The sequence below is a fragment of the Amycolatopsis sp. NPDC043885 genome (genome assembly GCF_056435685.1).
On sequence record NZ_JBWKEA010000003.1, the window covers coordinates 322672 to 339786 of the forward strand.

The following is a 17115-nucleotide window of genomic DNA, read 5'->3' on the forward strand; positions in this document are numbered from 1 at the left end:
ACGGCATGGCCGGGTACGCGGTGAAGATCGCCGAGCTGGGAAAGCTCATCGGCGATCTCGAAACCGGCGCCGACCGGATGGCAGACGCGAACAAGAAACTCGCCGGCGGAGGCGTATGGGGCGCGCTCGGCAACCCGGATCTCGCGAAATCCGGCATGGATTTCGAGGAAGCCTGGGAATTCGGCATCGGAAGGCTCGGTGAAGCTGCGGAAGGCGTCACCGAAAGGCTGAAGGCCGCTCAGGAGAAGTACCGGAAGATGGAAGAAGAGTTCGGCGAAGGCCTCGACAAGCTCGGTGACCTCATTCCCGAGCCTGCCGACGCTCCGCCGAAACCCAGTGGCGCCGGTGGCCCCGATCCCTCGCCGCGGTTCCCGCTCGGTGACGACGGCGGCCCGGTCGGCGGCGGCTACACCGGCGGCATCACCGACATCCTCGGAGGCGGCAGGTGACCGGGAACCAGTACCCCGCGCTCGGCTTCGACCCGGCTCCCGGTGACGTCGTGGGCGTCGGCGATCTGGCCGAGAAGTACCGCACGGTCAGCCGCGACCTCGAAGAGGCTGACACCATGCTGCGCCAGATCGTCACGAAGCAGGGAATCTGGACCGGCGAAGCGAGTGAAGCGTTCGCTCGTCGTCTCGGCCCACTCCCCGACTATTTGGACGGCGCCGCGCGTTCGATGGCGCAAGCCGCGTACGCACTCGAAGGCTGGGCTCGTGACCTCGGGGAGATGCAGCGTCAAGCAGCGGACCTGGAGCGTCAGGCCCAAGCGGCCGCCCAGGCCGCCGAGCAGGCTCGCGCCAATCCGGACTTCGCGCTGGCGAACCAGACGTTCACCGACCAGCAGTCCTTGCGGATCGCGCAGGCTCTTCTCGACAACGCCGGACAACAGCTCCAGGCGGCCATCGACGGCTGCTCGGAGATTCAGGAAGCCGCGAAGAACCTGCTCGCACAGCACACCTCGCTCGCCGCTCGCGCTGCGGAGTCGCTCCGGAGGGCGAAGGAACTCGCTCCCGACGAGCCCGACCTCCTGGACGATGTAGTCGACGCGGTCACCGGTGTCGTCAAGGATCTGGTCAACCTGACCGCCGACGTGGTGGACGCGGTCTGGGACGCCGTTCAAGACAACGCCGAGGCTCTTTCGAAGGTTTCGGACGTCGTGGGTGACGCGGGGAACGTCCTCGGTCTCGCCGGGGAGTTCATTCCGCCGCCCGCGGGCGAGGTCGTCTCTGCCATCGGCACCGGCTTCGGGGTCGTCGCGACCGCGGGTCACGCCACGGCCGCCTTTGCCGGGGCCGACGTCTCGCCGGAGACGATCGCGTTCGACCTGGCAGGGGTGACCACTTCCGCCCTCGGCGCTCTCTTCCCGAACAGTCCGTGGATCAAGCCAGTGGGTCTGGGCTTGGTGGGCGCGCAGTTCCAGACCGATGCGGGTACCGAAGTGGCCGGGATGAGCTTCGAAGGCCCGATCGACGACTTCAAGAACTACTGGTGGCCCAAGGACGCCGGACAAGCCGCCATGGCGGCGGCGTCGATCTTCAACGGGTTGCCCGTTCTGTGGGGAGCCGTCGCGGTGGGCAACGCCACCGAGGCGGGGGTCGCCGCGGACAACACCCCAGAGCGGCGACGCGAACGCGCGGAAGACAAGGCCTGGAGCTGATCCATGAACTCGATCGAGACCGGCCTACTCCTGGATCTGCCGCCCGGCTTCATCGGCATGCCGGTGACGGGCGACGACGAAACGAACGCGGAGATCACGAAGGCCCTCGGCCAGAAGGTGGCCGAGGTCACCGGGACGGATGCCGAACAGTTCAGCGCTCATCTGAGGGCGTTGGCCCCTTATTTCAAGGCCAACGGCGTCCGCCTGTTCGGCAGATTCGCCGTCGGCGAGGGTCCGGAGCACGTGGCCACACTGACGCTGGGAACCGTCCGCTTGCCGTCTGTCCGCACAGGGCCGGCTGAACCGGACGGCGAGGTGATGACGAGTGCGTTGCTGGACGTCCATCGGCGAAATCATCCGCTGGCGGATGTTCGTGCGGTCCGGCTACCACTCGGCCCCGCACTGGCGGCGATCGAGGTCGGTGAATTCCGGCTTCCGCCCGAACTCACCGGGCAGGCGGAAGACCTGGTCCAACCCCGGATCAAGGCGGAGTTTCAGGTTCCACTGCCCACTGGCGAGGGCGTCGTGATCCTCGCGGTGACCGCGGATTCTATGGAGGCGTGGCCCGCGGTCGCGGAAGCCGCGTCCCGCGTTGCGCACAGCCTTCGCCCGGGCACCACGGAGGAATGACCATGGCGGAACTCAGCAATCCCCAGCTGATCGAGGAAATGCGCTGGCAGCTGCGCGAGATCGAGGCGCGCAAGGCCGAGAACGCCAAGGCGCTCGCCGCGGCGGGTGACGTGACCGAGGTGACTTCCCCCGACGGCACGGTGACGGTGACCGTCGGACCCGGCGGCGCGATCGGCGAGGTCCGGCTCGCCGACAAGGCGATGGCGTCGAGCGCGAGCGCGCTCGGTGACGTCATCACGGCGACCATCCGGCGTGCGCTGACCGGGGAGCCCGCGCCGCGGCCGAACCGTCCGGCACCCGCCGAGGACGAGCACGACGAGCCGATCGACACCGTTTTCGATCTTTAGAAGACGACGATCAGCACGCCGATCCACGCGATCACGATCCCCGCGGCCGCGCCGAAGGAGGCCCAGCGCACGATCGGCACCCTCCGCGCGAGCCACAGCGACGGCGTGATCCCGGCGGACACGACGGCGGACGCGAGCAGCGCGAGCCAGCCGTTGGTCTCACGCGCGAGAGTGTTCGCCAGTGCCAGCATCGCCACGACGACCACGGCCGCGGCGAACGCGGAGACGGTCAGCCCGGTCAGCCAGGGTGTCGGTTCCCCGGCGGGGTCCGGCGTGCCGAAGAGCCGCCGCGCGAGTTCGTTGCGGGGTGCCGGGGCGGGCGGGTCGATGAGGACGCCGTCGCCGGAGACAGGATCGACGAACCGCACCGACGTGCCCATCGTGGCGGCGACCCGCTGGGCGAGCTGGCGGCCTCGCTGGGAGACCACGGAAGCCGCCTCGGTGCCGGAGCCGCCGACGGCGGAAGCGACCCTGGCCCATTCGTGCAACGCCTGAGCGAGATCCGAACCGATCGCGAGTGAATGCGGGTCCACCTCGCGCGCGCTTTCGCCGCCAGGACCGGCCAGCACCGCGCGTCCCTCACGGATCCGCAATTCCATGGGTTCTCCTCGTGATCGCTCGGGTGCTCACGATAGCGGTGGACGCGTCTCGTAGAACGCGATCGCGCCCGCCGTGGCGACATTCAGCGAATCGACGCCTTCCGGCATCGGGATCCGGACCGCGACGTCGGCGGCGGCGATGGCCTCCTCGGTCAGGCCGGGGCCTTCCGCGCCCAGCATCAGCGCGACCTTCTCCGGTGTCTGGTCGCGTAACTGGCGCAGCGAAACGGAATCCGCACGAGGAGTGAGGGCCGCGATACGGAAACCGCGTTCCCGCAGCAGTTCCAGGTCACCGGGCCAGGAGCCGATTGTCGCGAACGGCACGCGCAGGACGTGCCCCATCGAGACGCGGACGCTGCGCCGGTACAGCGGGTCCGAGCAGCCGGCGCCGAGCAGGACCCCGTCGACGCCGAGCGCGGCCGCGTTGCGGAACAGCGAACCGAGATTCTCGTGGTCACCGACGCCTTCGAGCACCGCGAGCACCCGCGCACCGTCGATGACCTCTTCCACCGCCGGCGGCGGAGACGGCCGGTCCGCGACGGCCAGGATGCCGCGATTCAGGTGGAATCCGACCACCTCGGCCATCGTCTCGGCCGAAGTCACATAACCGGGGACATCGACGCCGTCCAGGTCGCCGCCCAGTTCGTGGAACCGCCGTTCCACTCCGAGCAGGGAACGGACCGGATAGCGGGACTTGAGCAGCCGCTCGACCACGACGGTGCCTTCGGCGATCACAAAGCCACGCCCACCCGGCCTATCGGGACGCCGATCGGCTGTGGACAAGTCGCGGAAATCGTCGAGCCGCGGGTCGTCGCGGTCGTCGATGGTGATCAGTTCTGCCACCAGGAGAGTGTGTCATCCGCCCGCTGCGCGCCGTTTGCGTCCGATCGCCTGCGGGTAAATGGTACGAATGGAGGTATTTTGCTGTCAGTTAACCACTCGTGACAGAGAGCACCAGTTTGGCCGCTAGCCGGGCGACAGCGAGGCGTGAAACCGTTGGGCCGCCTGGCAGTCCCGCCTGGATCCCGCGGAGCGTGGCCAATGAGGAGCTCGACGAACATGGGTAAGAATCTTTCGGCGGACCCCTCCGAGCCGCAGGATCGCGGCCGCTATCGCCGGAAGGTCCAGCGCTGCCTCGACACCTTGGCCCGCATGCTCACCGACGGAAGTTTTTCCTTCCCGCGCAAGAACATCGGCCTCGAGGTCGAACTCAACCTCGTCGACGGCCAGCTGCGCCCGTCGATGACGAACACGACGGTGCTCGAAGCGCTGAACGATCCGTCGTTCACCACCGAACTCGGCCAGCACAACCTGGAGCTCAACGTGCCGCCGCGGCCGCTGGCAGGCGAGTCCGCGCTGCAACTGGAGGATGATCTCCACGCGTATCTGGGCGCCGCCTCCCGCAAGGCCGAGGAATCCGGCGCCTCCCTGGCGATGATCGGCATCCTCCCGACGCTGCGGCACGAGCACTTCGACCAGAAGTGGCTGACCAACAACGCGCGGTATTCGTTGCTCAACGACCGGATCTTCGCCGCGCGCGGCGAGCGCACCGTGCTTTCGATGGAAGGCGCGCCGCTTCCCTGCCGTCAGCCCGAGCGGCTGCGCAGCTACTCCGAATCCATCCTGCCCGAGGCCGCCTGCACCTCCGTCCAGCTGCATCTGCAGGTCGCGCCGGAGGAGTTCGCGGCGCACTGGAACGCGGCGCAGGCGCTGGCGGGCGTCCAGGTCGCCGTCGGCGCGAATTCGCCGTTCCTGCTCGGCAAGGCGCTCTGGCACGAGACGCGGATCCCGCTGTTCCTGCAGGCCACGGACACCCGGCCCGAAGAGCTGAAGAACCAGGGCGTGCGGCCGAGGGTGTGGTTCGGCGAGCGGTGGATCACGTCGATCTTCGACCTGTTCGAGGAGAACGTCCGGTACTTCCCCGGGCTGCTTCCCGAGACCGACCGCGAGGATCCGATCGAGGCGCTCGACTCCGGGCAGGCCCCGAAGCTCACCGAACTGCGGATGCACAACGGCACCGTCTGGCGCTGGAACAGGCCGGTCTACGACGTCGTCGACGGCCTGCCGCATCTGCGGGTGGAGAACCGCGTGCTGCCCGCGGGCCCGACCGTCGTCGACATGGTCGCGAACGCCGCCTTCTTCTACGGCGCGCAGCGGGCCCTCGCCGAGGCTGACCGTCCAGTGTGGACACAGATGTCGTTCCAGGCCGCCGAGGAGAACATGTACGCGGGAGCGCGCCGGGGTTTCGACGCGCAGCTGTACTGGCCGGGGATCGGCTGGATCCCGCCGGACGAGCTGGTGCTGCGGGTCCTGCTGCCGCTGGCGCACGAGGGACTACGCCGGTCGGACGTTTCGGACGAGGCGAGAGAGCGCTATCTGGGCATCATCGAGCAGCGGTGCCTCACCAGGCGGACCGGCGCGGCATGGCAGCGGGAGTACGTCCTGCGCGCGGAGGAGCGCGGCGCCGAGCGGGAGACCGCGCTGCACCGGATGCTGGGCCGGTATCTGGAGCTGTCGGCCACCGAGACGCCGGTGCACACCTGGTCGCTGGAGGCTTAGAGTCTCCCTCCAGGGAGGTGGCTCGTGCCCAAGATCATCGGCCGGTCGCTGGAGGAGCACCGGCGCGAGGTCCGCAGCAGGGTGTTCGACGTCCTGCGCGGGCAGCTGTACGAACGCGGATTCGACGCGATCACGCTCGCGGGTGTCGCCGCCGAAGCGGGCCTCGGCCGCACGGCGATGTACAACCACTTCCCCGACAAGGAGAGCCTGCTGGTCGCCTTCGTCGAGGACGAGGCGACCCGGTACGTCGAACGGCTGACGGTGGCCGTCGCGACCGCGGACACCCCGGTCGAGAAGCTCGCGACGTTCGTCCGGCTCCAGCTGCGGGTACTGGCCGAGTACCACCTGCCGCCGGGGACGGCGCTCGCGTCCGCGCTGGCACCCGCCGCGTACCGGCGGATCAGCGCGCACGCCGACCCCATCACCGGCCAGTTGCGCGAGATCCTCGCCGAGGGGACGCCGGACGAGGACCCCGACGTGCTGATCCCGATGATCACCGCCGCGCTGGGCAGCCGTCAGGTCGTCGACGTACCACCCGAACGGCTGGACGACGCGATCGAGGGAGCCGTCCGTTTCGTGCTCAGAGCGGTCGGGATGATCGGGAAACCGGAAAATTAGGGTAGCCTAACCCGCAGTTGTGCCTTACGCTCTTTCTGACAGCATGTCAGATCGATGCTTGGAGGCTCTGTCCATGCCGGTGACCACCGACGTCGAATCCGGGCCGTTCTCCGCGACCCTGCGCGCCTCCACCTTGCCCGCCCACGAGCGGGCCAACCACTCCGAGTACATGAACGCGCTGCTCGGCGGCGAGCTCACTCGCGACGGGTACACCCGGCTGGCGATCCAGTACTACTTCATCTACCAGGCCATCGAGCAGGCCGCCGACAAGCTGGCGAAAGACCCGGTGGCGGGCGAGTTCGTCTTCGAGGAGCTGCGGCGGCTGCCGAGCCTCGAACGCGACCTCGAACACCTCGTCGGCCCGGACTGGCGCGAGACCATCCGGCCCCTGCCCTCGACGGAGCGTTACGCGCGGCGCGTCGCCGAGGCGTCGGACTGGTCCGGCGGGTTCGTCGCCCACCACTACACGCGCTACCTCGGCGACATCGCCGGCGGCCAGGTCATCCGGCGGCTGTTGGAACGCAAGTACGAGCTCACCGAAGCGGGTTCGCTGTTCTACCACTTCGACCAGCTGGGCAGCGCGCCCAAGTTCCGGGACGACTATCGCGAGCGGCTGAACTCGGCGCCGTGGACCGAGGACGAGCGCGCGCGGCTGATCGAGGAGGCCATCGTGGCCTTCGAGTGCAACATCGCGGTGTTCGACGAGCTGGCGAGCGAGCTGGACGCGTACCGGGCCGCCTGACCTCCTGCGCCTGACTGCCAGCCGCCGTCGACGCCGGTGGACGCGAGCGCCGAGACCCCGGAGCCGCACCGGACACCGAGCCGCCGGGCAGGCTCACGCAAGAAGCACCCAGGCTGACGGTCGCCTCGTCGAGCGCCTCCCGGACCTTTCTCCTTCTCCTGATGGCGGACCGGTCGCGGGGTAGGGCAGGCCCCACCCCCCGATCGGCGGCCCGCCGGATCCCTTCTCCCCGGGGAAATCCCTAACTTTCGGGGTATGTTCCGGATCGCGGCCACCGCCGCCCTGCTGACCGTCGCGACGGTCCTGAGTGCCCCCGCCGCCCAAGCGGCGACACCCGGCTCCGCCGCCGGCGTCTTCGATGAAATCCTCCCGCGAAGCCTTGCGGAGCATCACATTCCCGGCGCCGCCGTGGTGGTCGTCGAAGGCGGCAAGACCGTGTTCTCGGCGGGCTACGGAGTGTCCTCAGTAGACAGTCAAGCCAAGGTGGACCCCGCGCACACCGGGTTCCTGATCAACTCCGTCGGCAAGTCGATCGCCGCGACCGCCGCGATGCAGCTCGTCGAGAAGGGCGAACTGGCGCTGGACGCCGACGTCAACACGTACCTGAAGTCGTTCAAGATCCCCGAAACCTTCCCCGGCCGGCCGGTCACCCTGTTCTCCCTCCTGACCCACACCGCGGGTTTCGAGGACCGCGTGTACCGGATGTTCACGCCCCGGGACGAAAAGCTGCCGACGCTCGCCGAGCACCTCGCGAACGAGATACCCACCCGCGTCCGCCCGCCCGGCGAGGTCGCCATTTACTCGAACTACGGCTTCGCGCTGGCCGGGCATCTCGTGGAACTCGCGTCCGGACAGTCCTATGCGGACTACGTGCGGCAGCACATCTTCGAACCGGCGGGGATGAAGGACAGCAGCGTCGCCCAGCCCACCCCGGACGTCCCACTCGCCACCGGCTACCGCTGGGACGGGTCCGCGCAGGTCGTCCCGCCCGCCAACTTCGGCCCCGAACCACCCGCCGGTGACGGGAACGTCGCCACTCCGGCCGACATGGGCCGCTATCTGTCCGCGAACCTCGTCCCTGGCGTGTTCAGCCGCTCCTTGCTCGACCAGTTGCATGGCGCGCGGTACCGCAACGACCCGCGACTGCCCGCGATGGGGTTCGGCTTCTCCGAGCGGTACCTGAACGGCCTGCGCATGGTGGAGAAGAGCGGCGACTCACCGGGGTTCTTCAGCGTGCTGGAACTGATCCCCGAGAAGAACACCGGCGTGTACCTGGCGTTCAACGGCGGCGCGTTCTCCGGTGACGCCGCCGCGGTGACCGCCGAGGTGCTCAAAGCCTTCCTCGACCGGCTCCAGCCCGCCGCTCCCATTCCCGCTCCCGTGCCACTGACGGGGGACGTCTCACGGTTCGAAGGCGATTACAACAACACCCGGTTGGACTACGACAGCTTCACGAAGGTCCGCGCGCTCGCGGGCGGCGTCACGGTGACCGCCGACGGCGACGGCGCGCTGACGACGTCCGGTCTCGGCGAAGGGACCCGGCGATGGACACAGACCGAGCCCGGTCTGTTCACCGACGCGGCGGGCGAGCGGCTCGCGTTCCGCGAATCCGGCGGGCAGATGCTGCTCTTCGCGGGCGACGACCCGAACTCCTCCCACGAACGCACGTCGTGGCTCGGTTCGCCCTCCACGCATCTGCTGATCCTCGGTATCGCGCTGCTGCTCCTGCTGGGCGCGCTGGTGTGGTGGCCGATCCGCGCGTTCGTCCGGCGAGGCCGTGAGCGGAACCCGCCGGGTGCCCGGTTCGCGACCGTCGCCGCCTGGTCCGCTGCCCTCGCGGTCCTGCTGTTCACGGGTGGTTTCGCGCTCCTCATGAGCGATCTGAGTGCCACCGCCGTCGCGCTGACCTCTGGGCACTCCCCCTTGCTGAGCATCACCCTGCTCCTGCCGAACGTCGTCCTGCTCCTGGCCGGCGCGGCCGTCGCCTGCACGGCGCTCGCGTGGCTCCGCCGCTGGTGGAACACCCCCGCCAGGATCACCTACACGGTGATTTCCGTGGCACTGGTGGCCTTCCTCGGAGTGATCGCCTCCTATCACCTGGTCGGGCTGCCCTACCTGGCTTGATGACCGCCGTCACATCGCCTTGACCTCCAGCTAACTGGAGCTAGCAGGGTGGGTTTCAAGCGGTGGCCCCACGGGGTACAGCCGCTACGAACGGGTCGTTCCACCTGGGGAGAAACGCGGCGCCCCCGGTCGCCGCAAACGGGTGAAGACGACTAAGTTCGTCCTTGGAAACTTGTGTCGAAGACAGAAGGAGGGCCGATGGCCCGCTACGTGCTCCCCGATCTCGACTATGACTACAGCGCTCTGGCGCCGCACATCTCGGGCGAGATCAACGAGCTGCACCACAGCAAGCACCACGCGACCTACGTCAAGGGCGCGAACGACACGCTCGACAAGCTCGCCGAGGCCCGCGAGGCCGGCAACTTCGGCGACATCGTCGGCCTGCAGACCACGCTGGCGTTCCACCTCGCCGGGCACGCCAACCACGTCGTGTGGTGGAAGATCCTCTCCCCGGAAGGCGGCGACAAGCCGACCGGCGAGCTGGCCTCCGCGATCGACGAGGCGTTCGGCTCCTTCGACAAGTTCAAGGCGCAGTTCACCGCGGTCGCCACCACGATCCAGGGCAACGGCTGGGCCGCACTCTCCTGGGACCCGATCGGCAAGACGCTGATCACCCAGCAGCTGCGGGACCACCACAACAACCTGGTCCTGCCGACCACGCCGATCCTGCTGGTCGACGTGTGGGAGCACGCGTTCTACCTGGACTACAAGAACGTGAAGCCGGACTACGTCAAGGCGCTCTGGAACATCTTCAACTGGGCCGAGATCTCCAAGCGGTTCGACAACGCCGTCGCCGGTGGCAACGGCCTGCTGCTCGGCTGACCTCTCGCCACGAAGCGGGGCTCTCCTTCCGGGAGGGCCCCGTTCTTTGTTTCCGCCTTGACCTCCAGTGGAGTCGAGGTGTGAAGGTGGACGCATGGACGTCGCCGCATACCTCGACCGCCTCGGGCTCGACCGTCCCGCCACCGCGGACGTCGCCGCGCTGCGGACGCTGCAGGAACGCCACCTCGCGGTGGTCCCGTTCGAGAATCTGAGCAGCCACCTCGGTGAGCCGATCGTCCTGGACATCGAGGCGCTGTTCGACAAGATCGTGCGACGGCGGCGCGGCGGCTTCTGCTACGAACTGAACGGGCTCTTCGCCGCCTTGCTACGGGAACTGGGGTTCGACGCCGAGCTCAGGCCGGCGAAGGTGTTCCGGCCGGACGGCACCCTCGGGCCGCCGTTCGACCACGCGGTCGTCCACGTCGACCTGGACGAACCCTGGCTGGCCGACGTCAGCTTCGGCCGGTTCAGCCGGTTCCCGCTGCGGCTGTCCGCCACCGAGGCGCAGGCCGACCCGGAGGGTGAGTTCCTGGTCCTCGACGCGCCCCACGGGGACATCGACGTCCTGCGGGACGGCGATCCCCAGTACCGGATCGAGCGGCGGCCGCGGGATCTGGACGAGTTCGTCCCGACGGCGTTCTGGCAGTCGACGTCGCCGGACTCGCATTTCACGCAGGGGCCGACCTGCTCGCTGCCGACCAGGCACGGGCGGGTCACGCTCGCGGGTGACAGGCTGATCGTCACCACCCATGGCGTCCACGAGGAGACCAGGCTTTCGGGTGATCGGGAGATCCTGGACGTCTACCGGAAGGAGTTCGGGATCGAACTCGACCGGGTGCCTTGACCGAATCGGCATGGTCATCGACCATGAACCCTCCGGAATGAACGAAGCCCCGCCTCCGGGGGTGACCCGGTTGCGGGACTTCGTCCGTTCCCGAACTGACTGCCGCTCCCACCACGAAGCGGACATGTATGAGGTTAGCCTAACCTCATCTACCCCGACAAGGGGTTCCGCCGAAAGATGCCGATCTCACCCTTCCGGGTGACAGCACACTGGTCCCCATGAGTCTTCTGAGCGGCAAGGCCGTGGTCGTCACCACGGCGACATCCTGTGCGTCCTTAGGCAGACCGTGACCAAGGACCCCGTCCTCGAACGGGACGCCTGGACCGTCGAAGACATCGCGGACGCCGTGGGCGGCGACCTGCGGGAGGCGCTGGAGCCGCCTCCCTCGGCCAGGTGGAGGTGAGACCCGGTCTCCGCCTACCTGCCGCTGACCTCGGGACCACGGGGGCGGTGGTCGTCCATGAAGGATGCCCCGGGTCCCGAGTTCAACGGACGATCCGGGTGCTGAACGTTCGAAGTCTTCCGCGCCAACCGGAACGCTGTGCTGTTCATGTCTTGAGCATCACGATACGGGCGTTGTTCCGCCCCACGAGAGGTGAGCGCCTTCCTCGGCCGTTGATCTGGTTACTTGGTGACAGCGCCGCGCTGTTTTCAGGCGACCTCACGTCCGCCTGACGTGCCGTACGAAGCCTGGTGCTTCCGGGGCAACGTCGTCTGCATTTCACCCACGAGAACGATGGACGCCGGAAACGGAATCCTGGACACCATCTCCGAGCTCGGGCCGACGGTGATGATCTACGTGCTTTCGAAGAACCGCTGCTCGCTGTCCCGGTCGCCCTCGCCTGGTGCTGGCAGCGCGGCGGTCACAAAAAGAGCCGAGTGAGAGAAATGGCGGAAGAGATCAGAATCCCACCCACCGTCCGGAAGGCGGCCGGGTCCACTTCGCCGGTTTACTGACCAGCGCTGGTCCAGGTCTACGCAACTCTCCTCGAAGATCCACCGTGCGGATCCATCCATCGGGTTGGCGTTTCGCCGGACAGCGGACGCCCGACGGGCTAGCTTCACCCCGTGGCCACCCCGAACGACTACCGCGCCATCGCACGCAAGACCGACCGTCCGATGTGGATCTGGGCGGGCTGCGCGCTGGTCAGTGTCCTGCTGCTGTTCGGCGCGGGTATCGCCGTCGCGATCATCATGCTGAACGAAAACAACGAAGAGCCAGAGGCCGAACTGCCCGCGGTCTGGCCGTCCAAGACCGGGCTGGCGCTCCGCCCGGTCACGATGCCGACGGGCGAGATGGTGGCCGCGCTGACGGACGAAACCGGCGCGCAGGTGCTGTGCCAGGCGATCCCGGAGCAGCGCTGGGAGGAGATCCTCGGCGACCGCACGCTGCGGGAGGCAGGAAGCTCCTGTCACGCGATCACCACGAAACTCGACGTCAGCGTGCAGATGATTCCCGCGCTGCCCGAGGACACGAGCCGGGGCATGCCCACGAAGACCTCGGTCGCCGGCAAGCTCGCGGTCATCGCCACCGACAAGGACGGCACCAGCCTGAGCGTCGAACTCGTCGAGGTCGCGCCGCACAACGGCGCCTCGCCGGTGCTGCATGTCTCGCTCCGCGGCAGGATCGTCAAGAGCCCCGAAACCGAAAAGACGGCGAGGGCACTCGCCGAAGCGTTGATCGCAGGCGTGACACCACCAGGGCCGAAGTTGCCGAAAATCGGCAAGGACGGTGAGATCGCCGTGGAGAAGATCGAACCCGGCCCGATCAAGGACAGGCCGCTCCCGGTGATCTCGTGGCTGCTGTGCGGAGAACTCGGCCGCGCGCTCGGTGTGCCGCCGGACAAAGCGAAACCGATCTTCTTCGCCGGATGCGAGCTGAACGGCGTGACCGCGGACTACAGCGAACTGTCCACCGCCGTCGCGCCGACCACGACGATCGCCGGGTTGCCCGCCCAGATCGACGGACGAGGTGTCGTCGTGCAGCTCACCGACGATCCGGCCGGGCAGACGCTGAAGTTCAAAGGCACCGGCGACCTCCAGGCGCTCGCCGAAAAGATGGTGCCGCCGCTGCTCGGCCGTTAAGCCCGGTAGTCCGCCAGAAGATCGCCGAGCAGCGTCTCGTACGCCTTCCGGTCGAAACGGGCCCCGGTGAACCGGTACTCCTCCGGGTCGTCGAACGGCTCGTAGTCGGTTTGCCAGCCGAAGGCCCGCCACTCGACCGCGTGGTCGCCGAAGACAATCTCGACGCTGTACCCGCCGCAGCCGAGATCACCGCACAAGGGGCACACCAGCAGCGCGACCCGGCCGTCGTCGAAATCGCCGGGCAAGCGGCCGAGCAACCGCGAAAGCGTCTCGACCGCCGAATCACGCCATCCTTCGTCGTCCAGGGACAACGGCGTCTGCTGCTGAGCGGGAACCAGCGTGCGCAGCGCGACGCCGTCGATCGTCCAGTCGAGGAACCGGGACTCGCCGGTCACCGACGGTTCGACGCCGAGTTCGTTCACACCCGCTCCCGCTTCAGCACCCGCAGACCGTTCCCGAACCGCCGCACCGGCAGGCTCACCCCGCCGCGCCGGATCAGCACGACAGCGCAGGCTATCGCGGCGAGCGCCGAGACCGCGCCACCGATGTAGAACGGCGAGCGGCCGCCGAAAGCGTCGGCCATCCAACCGGTCATCGGGCCGCCGATGGGGTTGCCGCCGATCAGCACCAGCACGTACAGGCCCATCACGCGGCCGCGCATCTCCGGGCTGACCGCGGTCTGCACCAGCGCGTTCGCCGTGTTCAGGAAGGTGATCGTGGCGAAGCCGAGCGGGATCAGCGCGAGGCCGAAGGTCAGGTAGGTCGGCATGAACGCGGTGATCACCTCGAACGCGCCGAGCAGGAACGCCGAGATCAGCAGCAGCCGCACGCGCGGCCCGCCGCGGGTGTTGCGGCGGGCCGACATCAGTGCGCCGGTGAAGGTGCCGACGGCGACCAATGTCGACAGCAGGCCGTAGCCGTCGGCGTTGGTGTGGAAGACGTTCGCGGCGACGATCGGCAGCGACGTGAAGTACGTGATGCCGAACGTGCTCACGAAGAACACCAGCACCATCACGGTCATCAGGTCGCTGCGCCGCCGCACGTATCGCAGCCCTTCGACGAGCTGCCCCTTCTCGCGCGGGATGGCCGGGCCGCGGAAGAGCCTGTCCGGGTTCATCATCACCAGCGCGGCGATGACGGCGCCCGTGCTCACCGCGTTCGCCATGAACAGCCAGCCGGTGCCGACCCAGGTGATCGCGAAACCCGCGATGGCCGGGCCGACGATACGGGCCATGTTGAAGATCGACGAGTTGAGCGCGACGGCGTTGGTGACCTTGTCCCTGCCCACCATCTCGGCTACGAACGACTGCCGCGCGGGCACCTCCAGCGAGGCCGTCACGCCGAGGGTGAAGCAGAGGAGGTACACGTGCCAGAGCGCCGCGATCCCGCTCAGATCGAGCGCGCCGAGGACGACCGCCTGCGCCAGCACGGCGATCTGGATGCCGATCAGCAGCCGCCGCTTGTCGACGCGGTCGGCCAGCACCCCGGCCCACAACGAGAGGAACAGCGTCGGCGCGAACTGCAGCGCGACCGCGATGCCGAGCGCGATCGGGTCGTTGCCGCTGAGGGTGAACACCAGCCAGTCCTGCGCGATGCGCTGCATCCAGGTGCCGATGTTCGAGATGACCTGGCCGGTGAAGAAGAGCCGGTAGTTACGGACCTTCAGCGAGGAGAACATGCTCCCGCGCGGCTTCTCGCGCGCGGGTGGTGGCGGTGGAGTGGGTTCCCGGGTAACGGTGGTCTTGGAAGGACACTGTGTTTCGTTACCCGTGGTCGTCACCGCTGTTAGTTCCCCGCCATCCTGTCGATGATCTCGGAGGCGCGAGAGAGCACTTCACGTTCCTCGGCGCTCAACTCCGCCAATTGCTTGTCCAGCCAGATCTCCCGCGCGGTGATCTGCTCGATCACGTAGGCCCGGCCGCGGTCGGACAACTCGACGATCGCCTGGCGGCCGTCCGTCGGATGCGGCCTGCGCTCGACGTAACCCATCTCCTCGAGCGCGGCGATCACCCTCGTCATCGAGGGCGGCTGGACGCCTTCCTTCGCGGCGAGCTGACCGGGGGTCAGCGCACCGCATTTGTGCAGCGTCGACAACGCGGACACCTGGGTCAGCGAGATGCCGTCACCGGCGCGCTGGGCCCGCAGCCGTCGATTCAGCCGCACCACCGCGAGACGCAGGCGGCTCGCCAGTGAGCGCTCGTGCGTGTCTCCGGACATATAGTTAGCATACCTCACGATCGGATCATCGGCCCGTGAGATCGCCCACGGATGACATAACCGCTGGTCAGTTGAACGCGGCTTGGATGGGACCGACCGCGAAGTAGGCCACGAACATCACCGCGATACCCCACATGAGCGGATGCACACCCTTGGCCTTGCCGGTGACCGCGCGGATGACGACGTAGCTGACGAAGCCGGCGCCGATACCGTTGGCGATCGAGTAGGTGAACGGCATGACCACGATCGTCAGGAACGCGGGCAGCGCGACGGTGAAGTCGGCGAAGTCGATCTCCTTGACCTGGCTCATCATCAGCGCGCCGACGACGACCAGCGCCGGAGCGGCGGCTTCGACCGGGACGACCTGATAGAGCGGGGTCAGGAACATGGCCGCGATGAAGAGCACCCCGGTGACGACGTTCGCGAGCCCGGTCCTGGCGCCCTCGGCGATGCCGGACGCGGATTCGACGTACACGGTGTTCGAACTCGAAGACGCGAACCCGCCCGCGGCGCCGGCGAGACCGTCGACGAACAGGGCCTTGCCGACGTTCGGGAGTTTGCCGTCCGGCGGGAGGAGACCGCCCTCCTTCGCCAGGCCGGTCATCGAGCCCATGGTGTCGAAGAAGTCCGCCAGCACCAGGGTGAACACCAGCAGCACGACGGTGATGATCGGCAGCCGCGTCCAGGCGCCGAAGGAGATGTCGCCGACCAGCGAGAGGTCCGGCACGCCAAGGACCTGATCGGGCAGCGCCGGGTAGCCGAGGTTCCAGCCCTGCGGGTTGACGCCCTTCGACGGGCCGACCTTGGTGATCGCCTCGATGACGATCGCCAGCACGGTCGAGGCGAGGACACCGATCAGGATCGCGCCCTTGACCCGCTTCGCCACCAGGATTCCGGTCACCAGCAGGCCGACGACGAACACCAGCGTCGGCCACGACGCGATCGAACCGTTGATGCCGAGCCCGACCGGCACAGTCGTCTTCGCGTCGTCCGGGACGCGGCGCACGAATCCGGCGTCGACCAGGCCGATGAGGCAGATGAACAGGCCGATGCCGACCGCGATCGCGGATTTCAGCGGCGGCGGCACGGCATTGAACACCGCCGTCCGGATACCGGCGAACACCAGCAGGACGATGACCAGACCCTCGATCACCACCAGGCCCATCGCCTCCGGCCAGGTCATCTGGGAGGCGAAGGTGACCGCGATCAGGCTGTTGATGCCGAGACCGGTGGCGATGGCGAACGGGTAGTTCGCGACCAGGCCCATGATGATCGTCAGCACCCCGGCGACCAGCGCGGTCACCGCGGCGACCTGCGGCACGGGGAGGATGTCGCCGAGGACGTCCTTGTGCGCGCCCGCGTCGTCGGCGGAGAAACTGCCGAGGATCAGCGGGTTCAGGACCACGATGTAGGCCATCGTGAAGAAGGTGACGACCCCGCCGCGGATCTCACGCCCCGGTGTCGAGCCGCGCTCGCTGATCTTGAAGAACCGGTCCAGTGTGGACCGGGTGCGCTGCTCCGCCATCGCGTACCACCCTTCGCCCGTTGCCGGGTACCCTTCCCCACGTGGGCGAATCGATCAATTCCGGGGAAGTAAACGGTTCATTGCGGCCAACGCCGGAGCTGCCGAAGCGGCTGACCGACCTGACGCCGGTCGTGATCGTAGGTACCTCGCTCTGGGCGGTCGCGACCGTGGTCCTGTTCTTTGTGACCGACGGCATCTGGGTGCAGACGGCGTTCTCCGGCCTCGTGCTCGGCTTCATCGGTCTCGCGATCATCGCCTGGCAGCGCGCCGCCGCCCGCCGGGGCTCGAAGAGCGCCCAACGCTTCTAGCCGCGCATTTCGTCCTCTGAATGCGGTCCTTGCGTGTG

The 17115-nt window shown here is 68.0% G+C and carries 18 protein-coding genes; 12 read left to right on the forward strand and 6 right to left on the reverse strand.

Annotated elements, in window-relative coordinates:
* The first annotated feature begins 5 nt into the window (after positions 1–5).
* Genes AC069I_RS14485 through AC069I_RS14500 form a run of 4 tightly spaced genes read left to right on the forward strand, consistent with a single transcriptional unit; the run spans position 6 to position 2634 of the window.
* Entirely contained in the window at positions 6–449 is a 444-nt protein-coding gene (locus AC069I_RS14485) for a hypothetical protein (protein WP_478225289.1), read from the forward strand.
* Positions 446–1657, forward strand: a complete 1212-nt coding sequence (locus AC069I_RS14490) for a putative T7SS-secreted protein (RefSeq protein WP_478265606.1) — start codon at positions 446–448, stop codon at positions 1655–1657. Before AC069I_RS14485 ends, AC069I_RS14490 begins: the two co-directional genes overlap by 4 nt.
* Positions 1658–1660: 3 nt before the next feature.
* Positions 1661–2287, forward strand: coding sequence for a hypothetical protein (locus AC069I_RS14495; RefSeq protein WP_478265607.1), 627 nt, complete (start codon positions 1661–1663; stop codon positions 2285–2287).
* A gap of 2 nt (positions 2288–2289) precedes the next feature.
* Positions 2290–2634, forward strand: a complete 345-nt coding sequence (locus AC069I_RS14500; RefSeq protein WP_478225286.1) for a YbaB/EbfC family nucleoid-associated protein — start codon at positions 2290–2292, stop codon at positions 2632–2634.
* Here AC069I_RS14500 and AC069I_RS14505 read toward each other — a convergent pair.
* Complete coding sequence (locus AC069I_RS14505) at positions 2631–3233, reverse strand: DUF2537 domain-containing protein (protein ID WP_478225285.1); 603 nt, start codon at positions 3231–3233, stop codon at positions 2631–2633. The two genes, AC069I_RS14500 and AC069I_RS14505, sit on opposite strands and share 4 nt — an antisense overlap.
* Positions 3234–3260: 27 nt before the next feature.
* The gene (locus AC069I_RS14510; protein ID WP_478225284.1) at positions 3261–4076 is read right to left on the reverse strand and encodes a TrmH family RNA methyltransferase; all 816 of its coding nucleotides are present in this window, start codon (positions 4074–4076) and stop codon (positions 3261–3263) included.
* A gap of 216 nt (positions 4077–4292) precedes the next feature.
* Here AC069I_RS14510 and AC069I_RS14515 point away from each other — a divergent pair, with 216 nt between their 5' ends.
* The 7 genes from AC069I_RS14515 (at position 4293) to AC069I_RS14545 (ending at position 13027) form a co-directional block, all read left to right on the forward strand.
* Entirely contained in the window at positions 4293–5792 is a 1500-nt protein-coding gene (locus AC069I_RS14515) for a glutamate-cysteine ligase family protein (RefSeq protein WP_478225283.1), read from the forward strand.
* Positions 5793–5816: 24 nt separating this feature from the next.
* Positions 5817–6410, forward strand: a complete 594-nt coding sequence (locus AC069I_RS14520) for a TetR/AcrR family transcriptional regulator (RefSeq protein WP_478225282.1) — start codon at positions 5817–5819, stop codon at positions 6408–6410.
* 73 nt (positions 6411–6483) lie between these two features.
* The gene (locus AC069I_RS14525; protein WP_478225281.1) at positions 6484–7152 is read left to right on the forward strand and encodes a biliverdin-producing heme oxygenase; all 669 of its coding nucleotides are present in this window, start codon (positions 6484–6486) and stop codon (positions 7150–7152) included.
* A 255-nt stretch (positions 7153–7407) separates the two neighbouring features.
* The gene (locus tag AC069I_RS14530) at positions 7408–9276 is read left to right on the forward strand and encodes a serine hydrolase domain-containing protein (RefSeq protein ID WP_478265608.1); all 1869 of its coding nucleotides are present in this window, start codon (positions 7408–7410) and stop codon (positions 9274–9276) included.
* 198 nt (positions 9277–9474) lie between these two features.
* Complete coding sequence (locus tag AC069I_RS14535) at positions 9475–10098, forward strand: superoxide dismutase (protein WP_340686579.1); 624 nt, start codon at positions 9475–9477, stop codon at positions 10096–10098.
* A gap of 94 nt (positions 10099–10192) precedes the next feature.
* Complete coding sequence (locus AC069I_RS14540) at positions 10193–10942, forward strand: arylamine N-acetyltransferase family protein (RefSeq protein ID WP_478265609.1); 750 nt, start codon at positions 10193–10195, stop codon at positions 10940–10942.
* A 1068-nt stretch (positions 10943–12010) separates the two neighbouring features.
* Entirely contained in the window at positions 12011–13027 is a 1017-nt protein-coding gene (locus tag AC069I_RS14545) for a hypothetical protein (RefSeq protein ID WP_478265610.1), read from the forward strand.
* Here the strand turns inward: AC069I_RS14545 and AC069I_RS14550 are convergent.
* The 4 genes from AC069I_RS14550 to AC069I_RS14565 all read right to left on the reverse strand — a co-directional run bounded on the left by AC069I_RS14550 (position 13024) and on the right by AC069I_RS14565 (position 16769).
* Positions 13024–13449: a hypothetical protein gene (locus AC069I_RS14550; RefSeq protein ID WP_478225277.1), complete on the reverse strand. Its 426-nt coding sequence runs from the start codon at positions 13447–13449 to the stop codon at positions 13024–13026. The two genes, AC069I_RS14545 and AC069I_RS14550, sit on opposite strands and share 4 nt — an antisense overlap.
* Positions 13446–14705: an MFS transporter gene (locus AC069I_RS14555; protein WP_478265611.1), complete on the reverse strand. Its 1260-nt coding sequence runs from the start codon at positions 14703–14705 to the stop codon at positions 13446–13448. The genes AC069I_RS14550 and AC069I_RS14555 overlap by 4 nt, the downstream gene beginning before the upstream one ends.
* 107 nt (positions 14706–14812) lie before the next feature.
* Positions 14813–15244, reverse strand: coding sequence for a MarR family winged helix-turn-helix transcriptional regulator (locus AC069I_RS14560; RefSeq protein WP_016337543.1), 432 nt, complete (start codon positions 15242–15244; stop codon positions 14813–14815).
* Positions 15245–15311: 67 nt separating this feature from the next.
* Positions 15312–16769 (reverse strand): NCS2 family permease, encoded by a 1458-nt coding sequence (locus AC069I_RS14565; protein WP_478225276.1) that lies wholly within the window; start codon positions 16767–16769, stop codon positions 15312–15314.
* Between the two features lie 80 nt (positions 16770–16849).
* Here AC069I_RS14565 and AC069I_RS14570 point away from each other — a divergent pair, with 80 nt between their 5' ends.
* Positions 16850–17077 (forward strand): DUF2530 domain-containing protein, encoded by a 228-nt coding sequence (locus tag AC069I_RS14570; RefSeq protein WP_125801418.1) that lies wholly within the window; start codon positions 16850–16852, stop codon positions 17075–17077.
* The last annotated feature ends 38 nt before the right edge of the window (positions 17078–17115 follow it).

Excerpts from the sequence above, each read along its gene's own strand:
- AC069I_RS14525 (WP_478225281.1), top strand. The coding sequence starts at position 6,484 with ATGCCGGTGACCACCGACGTCGAATCCGGGCCGTTCTCCGCGACCCTG.
- AC069I_RS14530 (WP_478265608.1), top strand. The coding sequence starts at position 7,408 with ATGTTCCGGATCGCGGCCACCGCCGCCCTGCTGACCGTCGCGACGGTC.
- AC069I_RS14495 (WP_478265607.1), top strand. The coding sequence starts at position 1,661 with ATGAACTCGATCGAGACCGGCCTACTCCTGGATCTGCCGCCCGGCTTC.
- AC069I_RS14515 (WP_478225283.1), top strand. The coding sequence starts at position 4,293 with ATGGGTAAGAATCTTTCGGCGGACCCCTCCGAGCCGCAGGATCGCGGC.
- AC069I_RS14535 (WP_340686579.1), top strand. The coding sequence starts at position 9,475 with ATGGCCCGCTACGTGCTCCCCGATCTCGACTATGACTACAGCGCTCTG.
- AC069I_RS14485 (WP_478225289.1), top strand. The coding sequence starts at position 6 with ATGGCCGGGTACGCGGTGAAGATCGCCGAGCTGGGAAAGCTCATCGGC.
- AC069I_RS14560 (WP_016337543.1), bottom strand. The coding sequence starts at position 15,244 with ATGTCCGGAGACACGCACGAGCGCTCACTGGCGAGCCGCCTGCGTCTC.
- AC069I_RS14500 (WP_478225286.1), top strand. The coding sequence starts at position 2,290 with ATGGCGGAACTCAGCAATCCCCAGCTGATCGAGGAAATGCGCTGGCAG.
- AC069I_RS14505 (WP_478225285.1), bottom strand. The coding sequence starts at position 3,233 with ATGGAATTGCGGATCCGTGAGGGACGCGCGGTGCTGGCCGGTCCTGGC.
- AC069I_RS14555 (WP_478265611.1), bottom strand. The coding sequence starts at position 14,705 with ATGTTCTCCTCGCTGAAGGTCCGTAACTACCGGCTCTTCTTCACCGGC.
- AC069I_RS14540 (WP_478265609.1), top strand. The coding sequence starts at position 10,193 with ATGGACGTCGCCGCATACCTCGACCGCCTCGGGCTCGACCGTCCCGCC.
- AC069I_RS14565 (WP_478225276.1), bottom strand. The coding sequence starts at position 16,769 with ATGGCGGAGCAGCGCACCCGGTCCACACTGGACCGGTTCTTCAAGATC.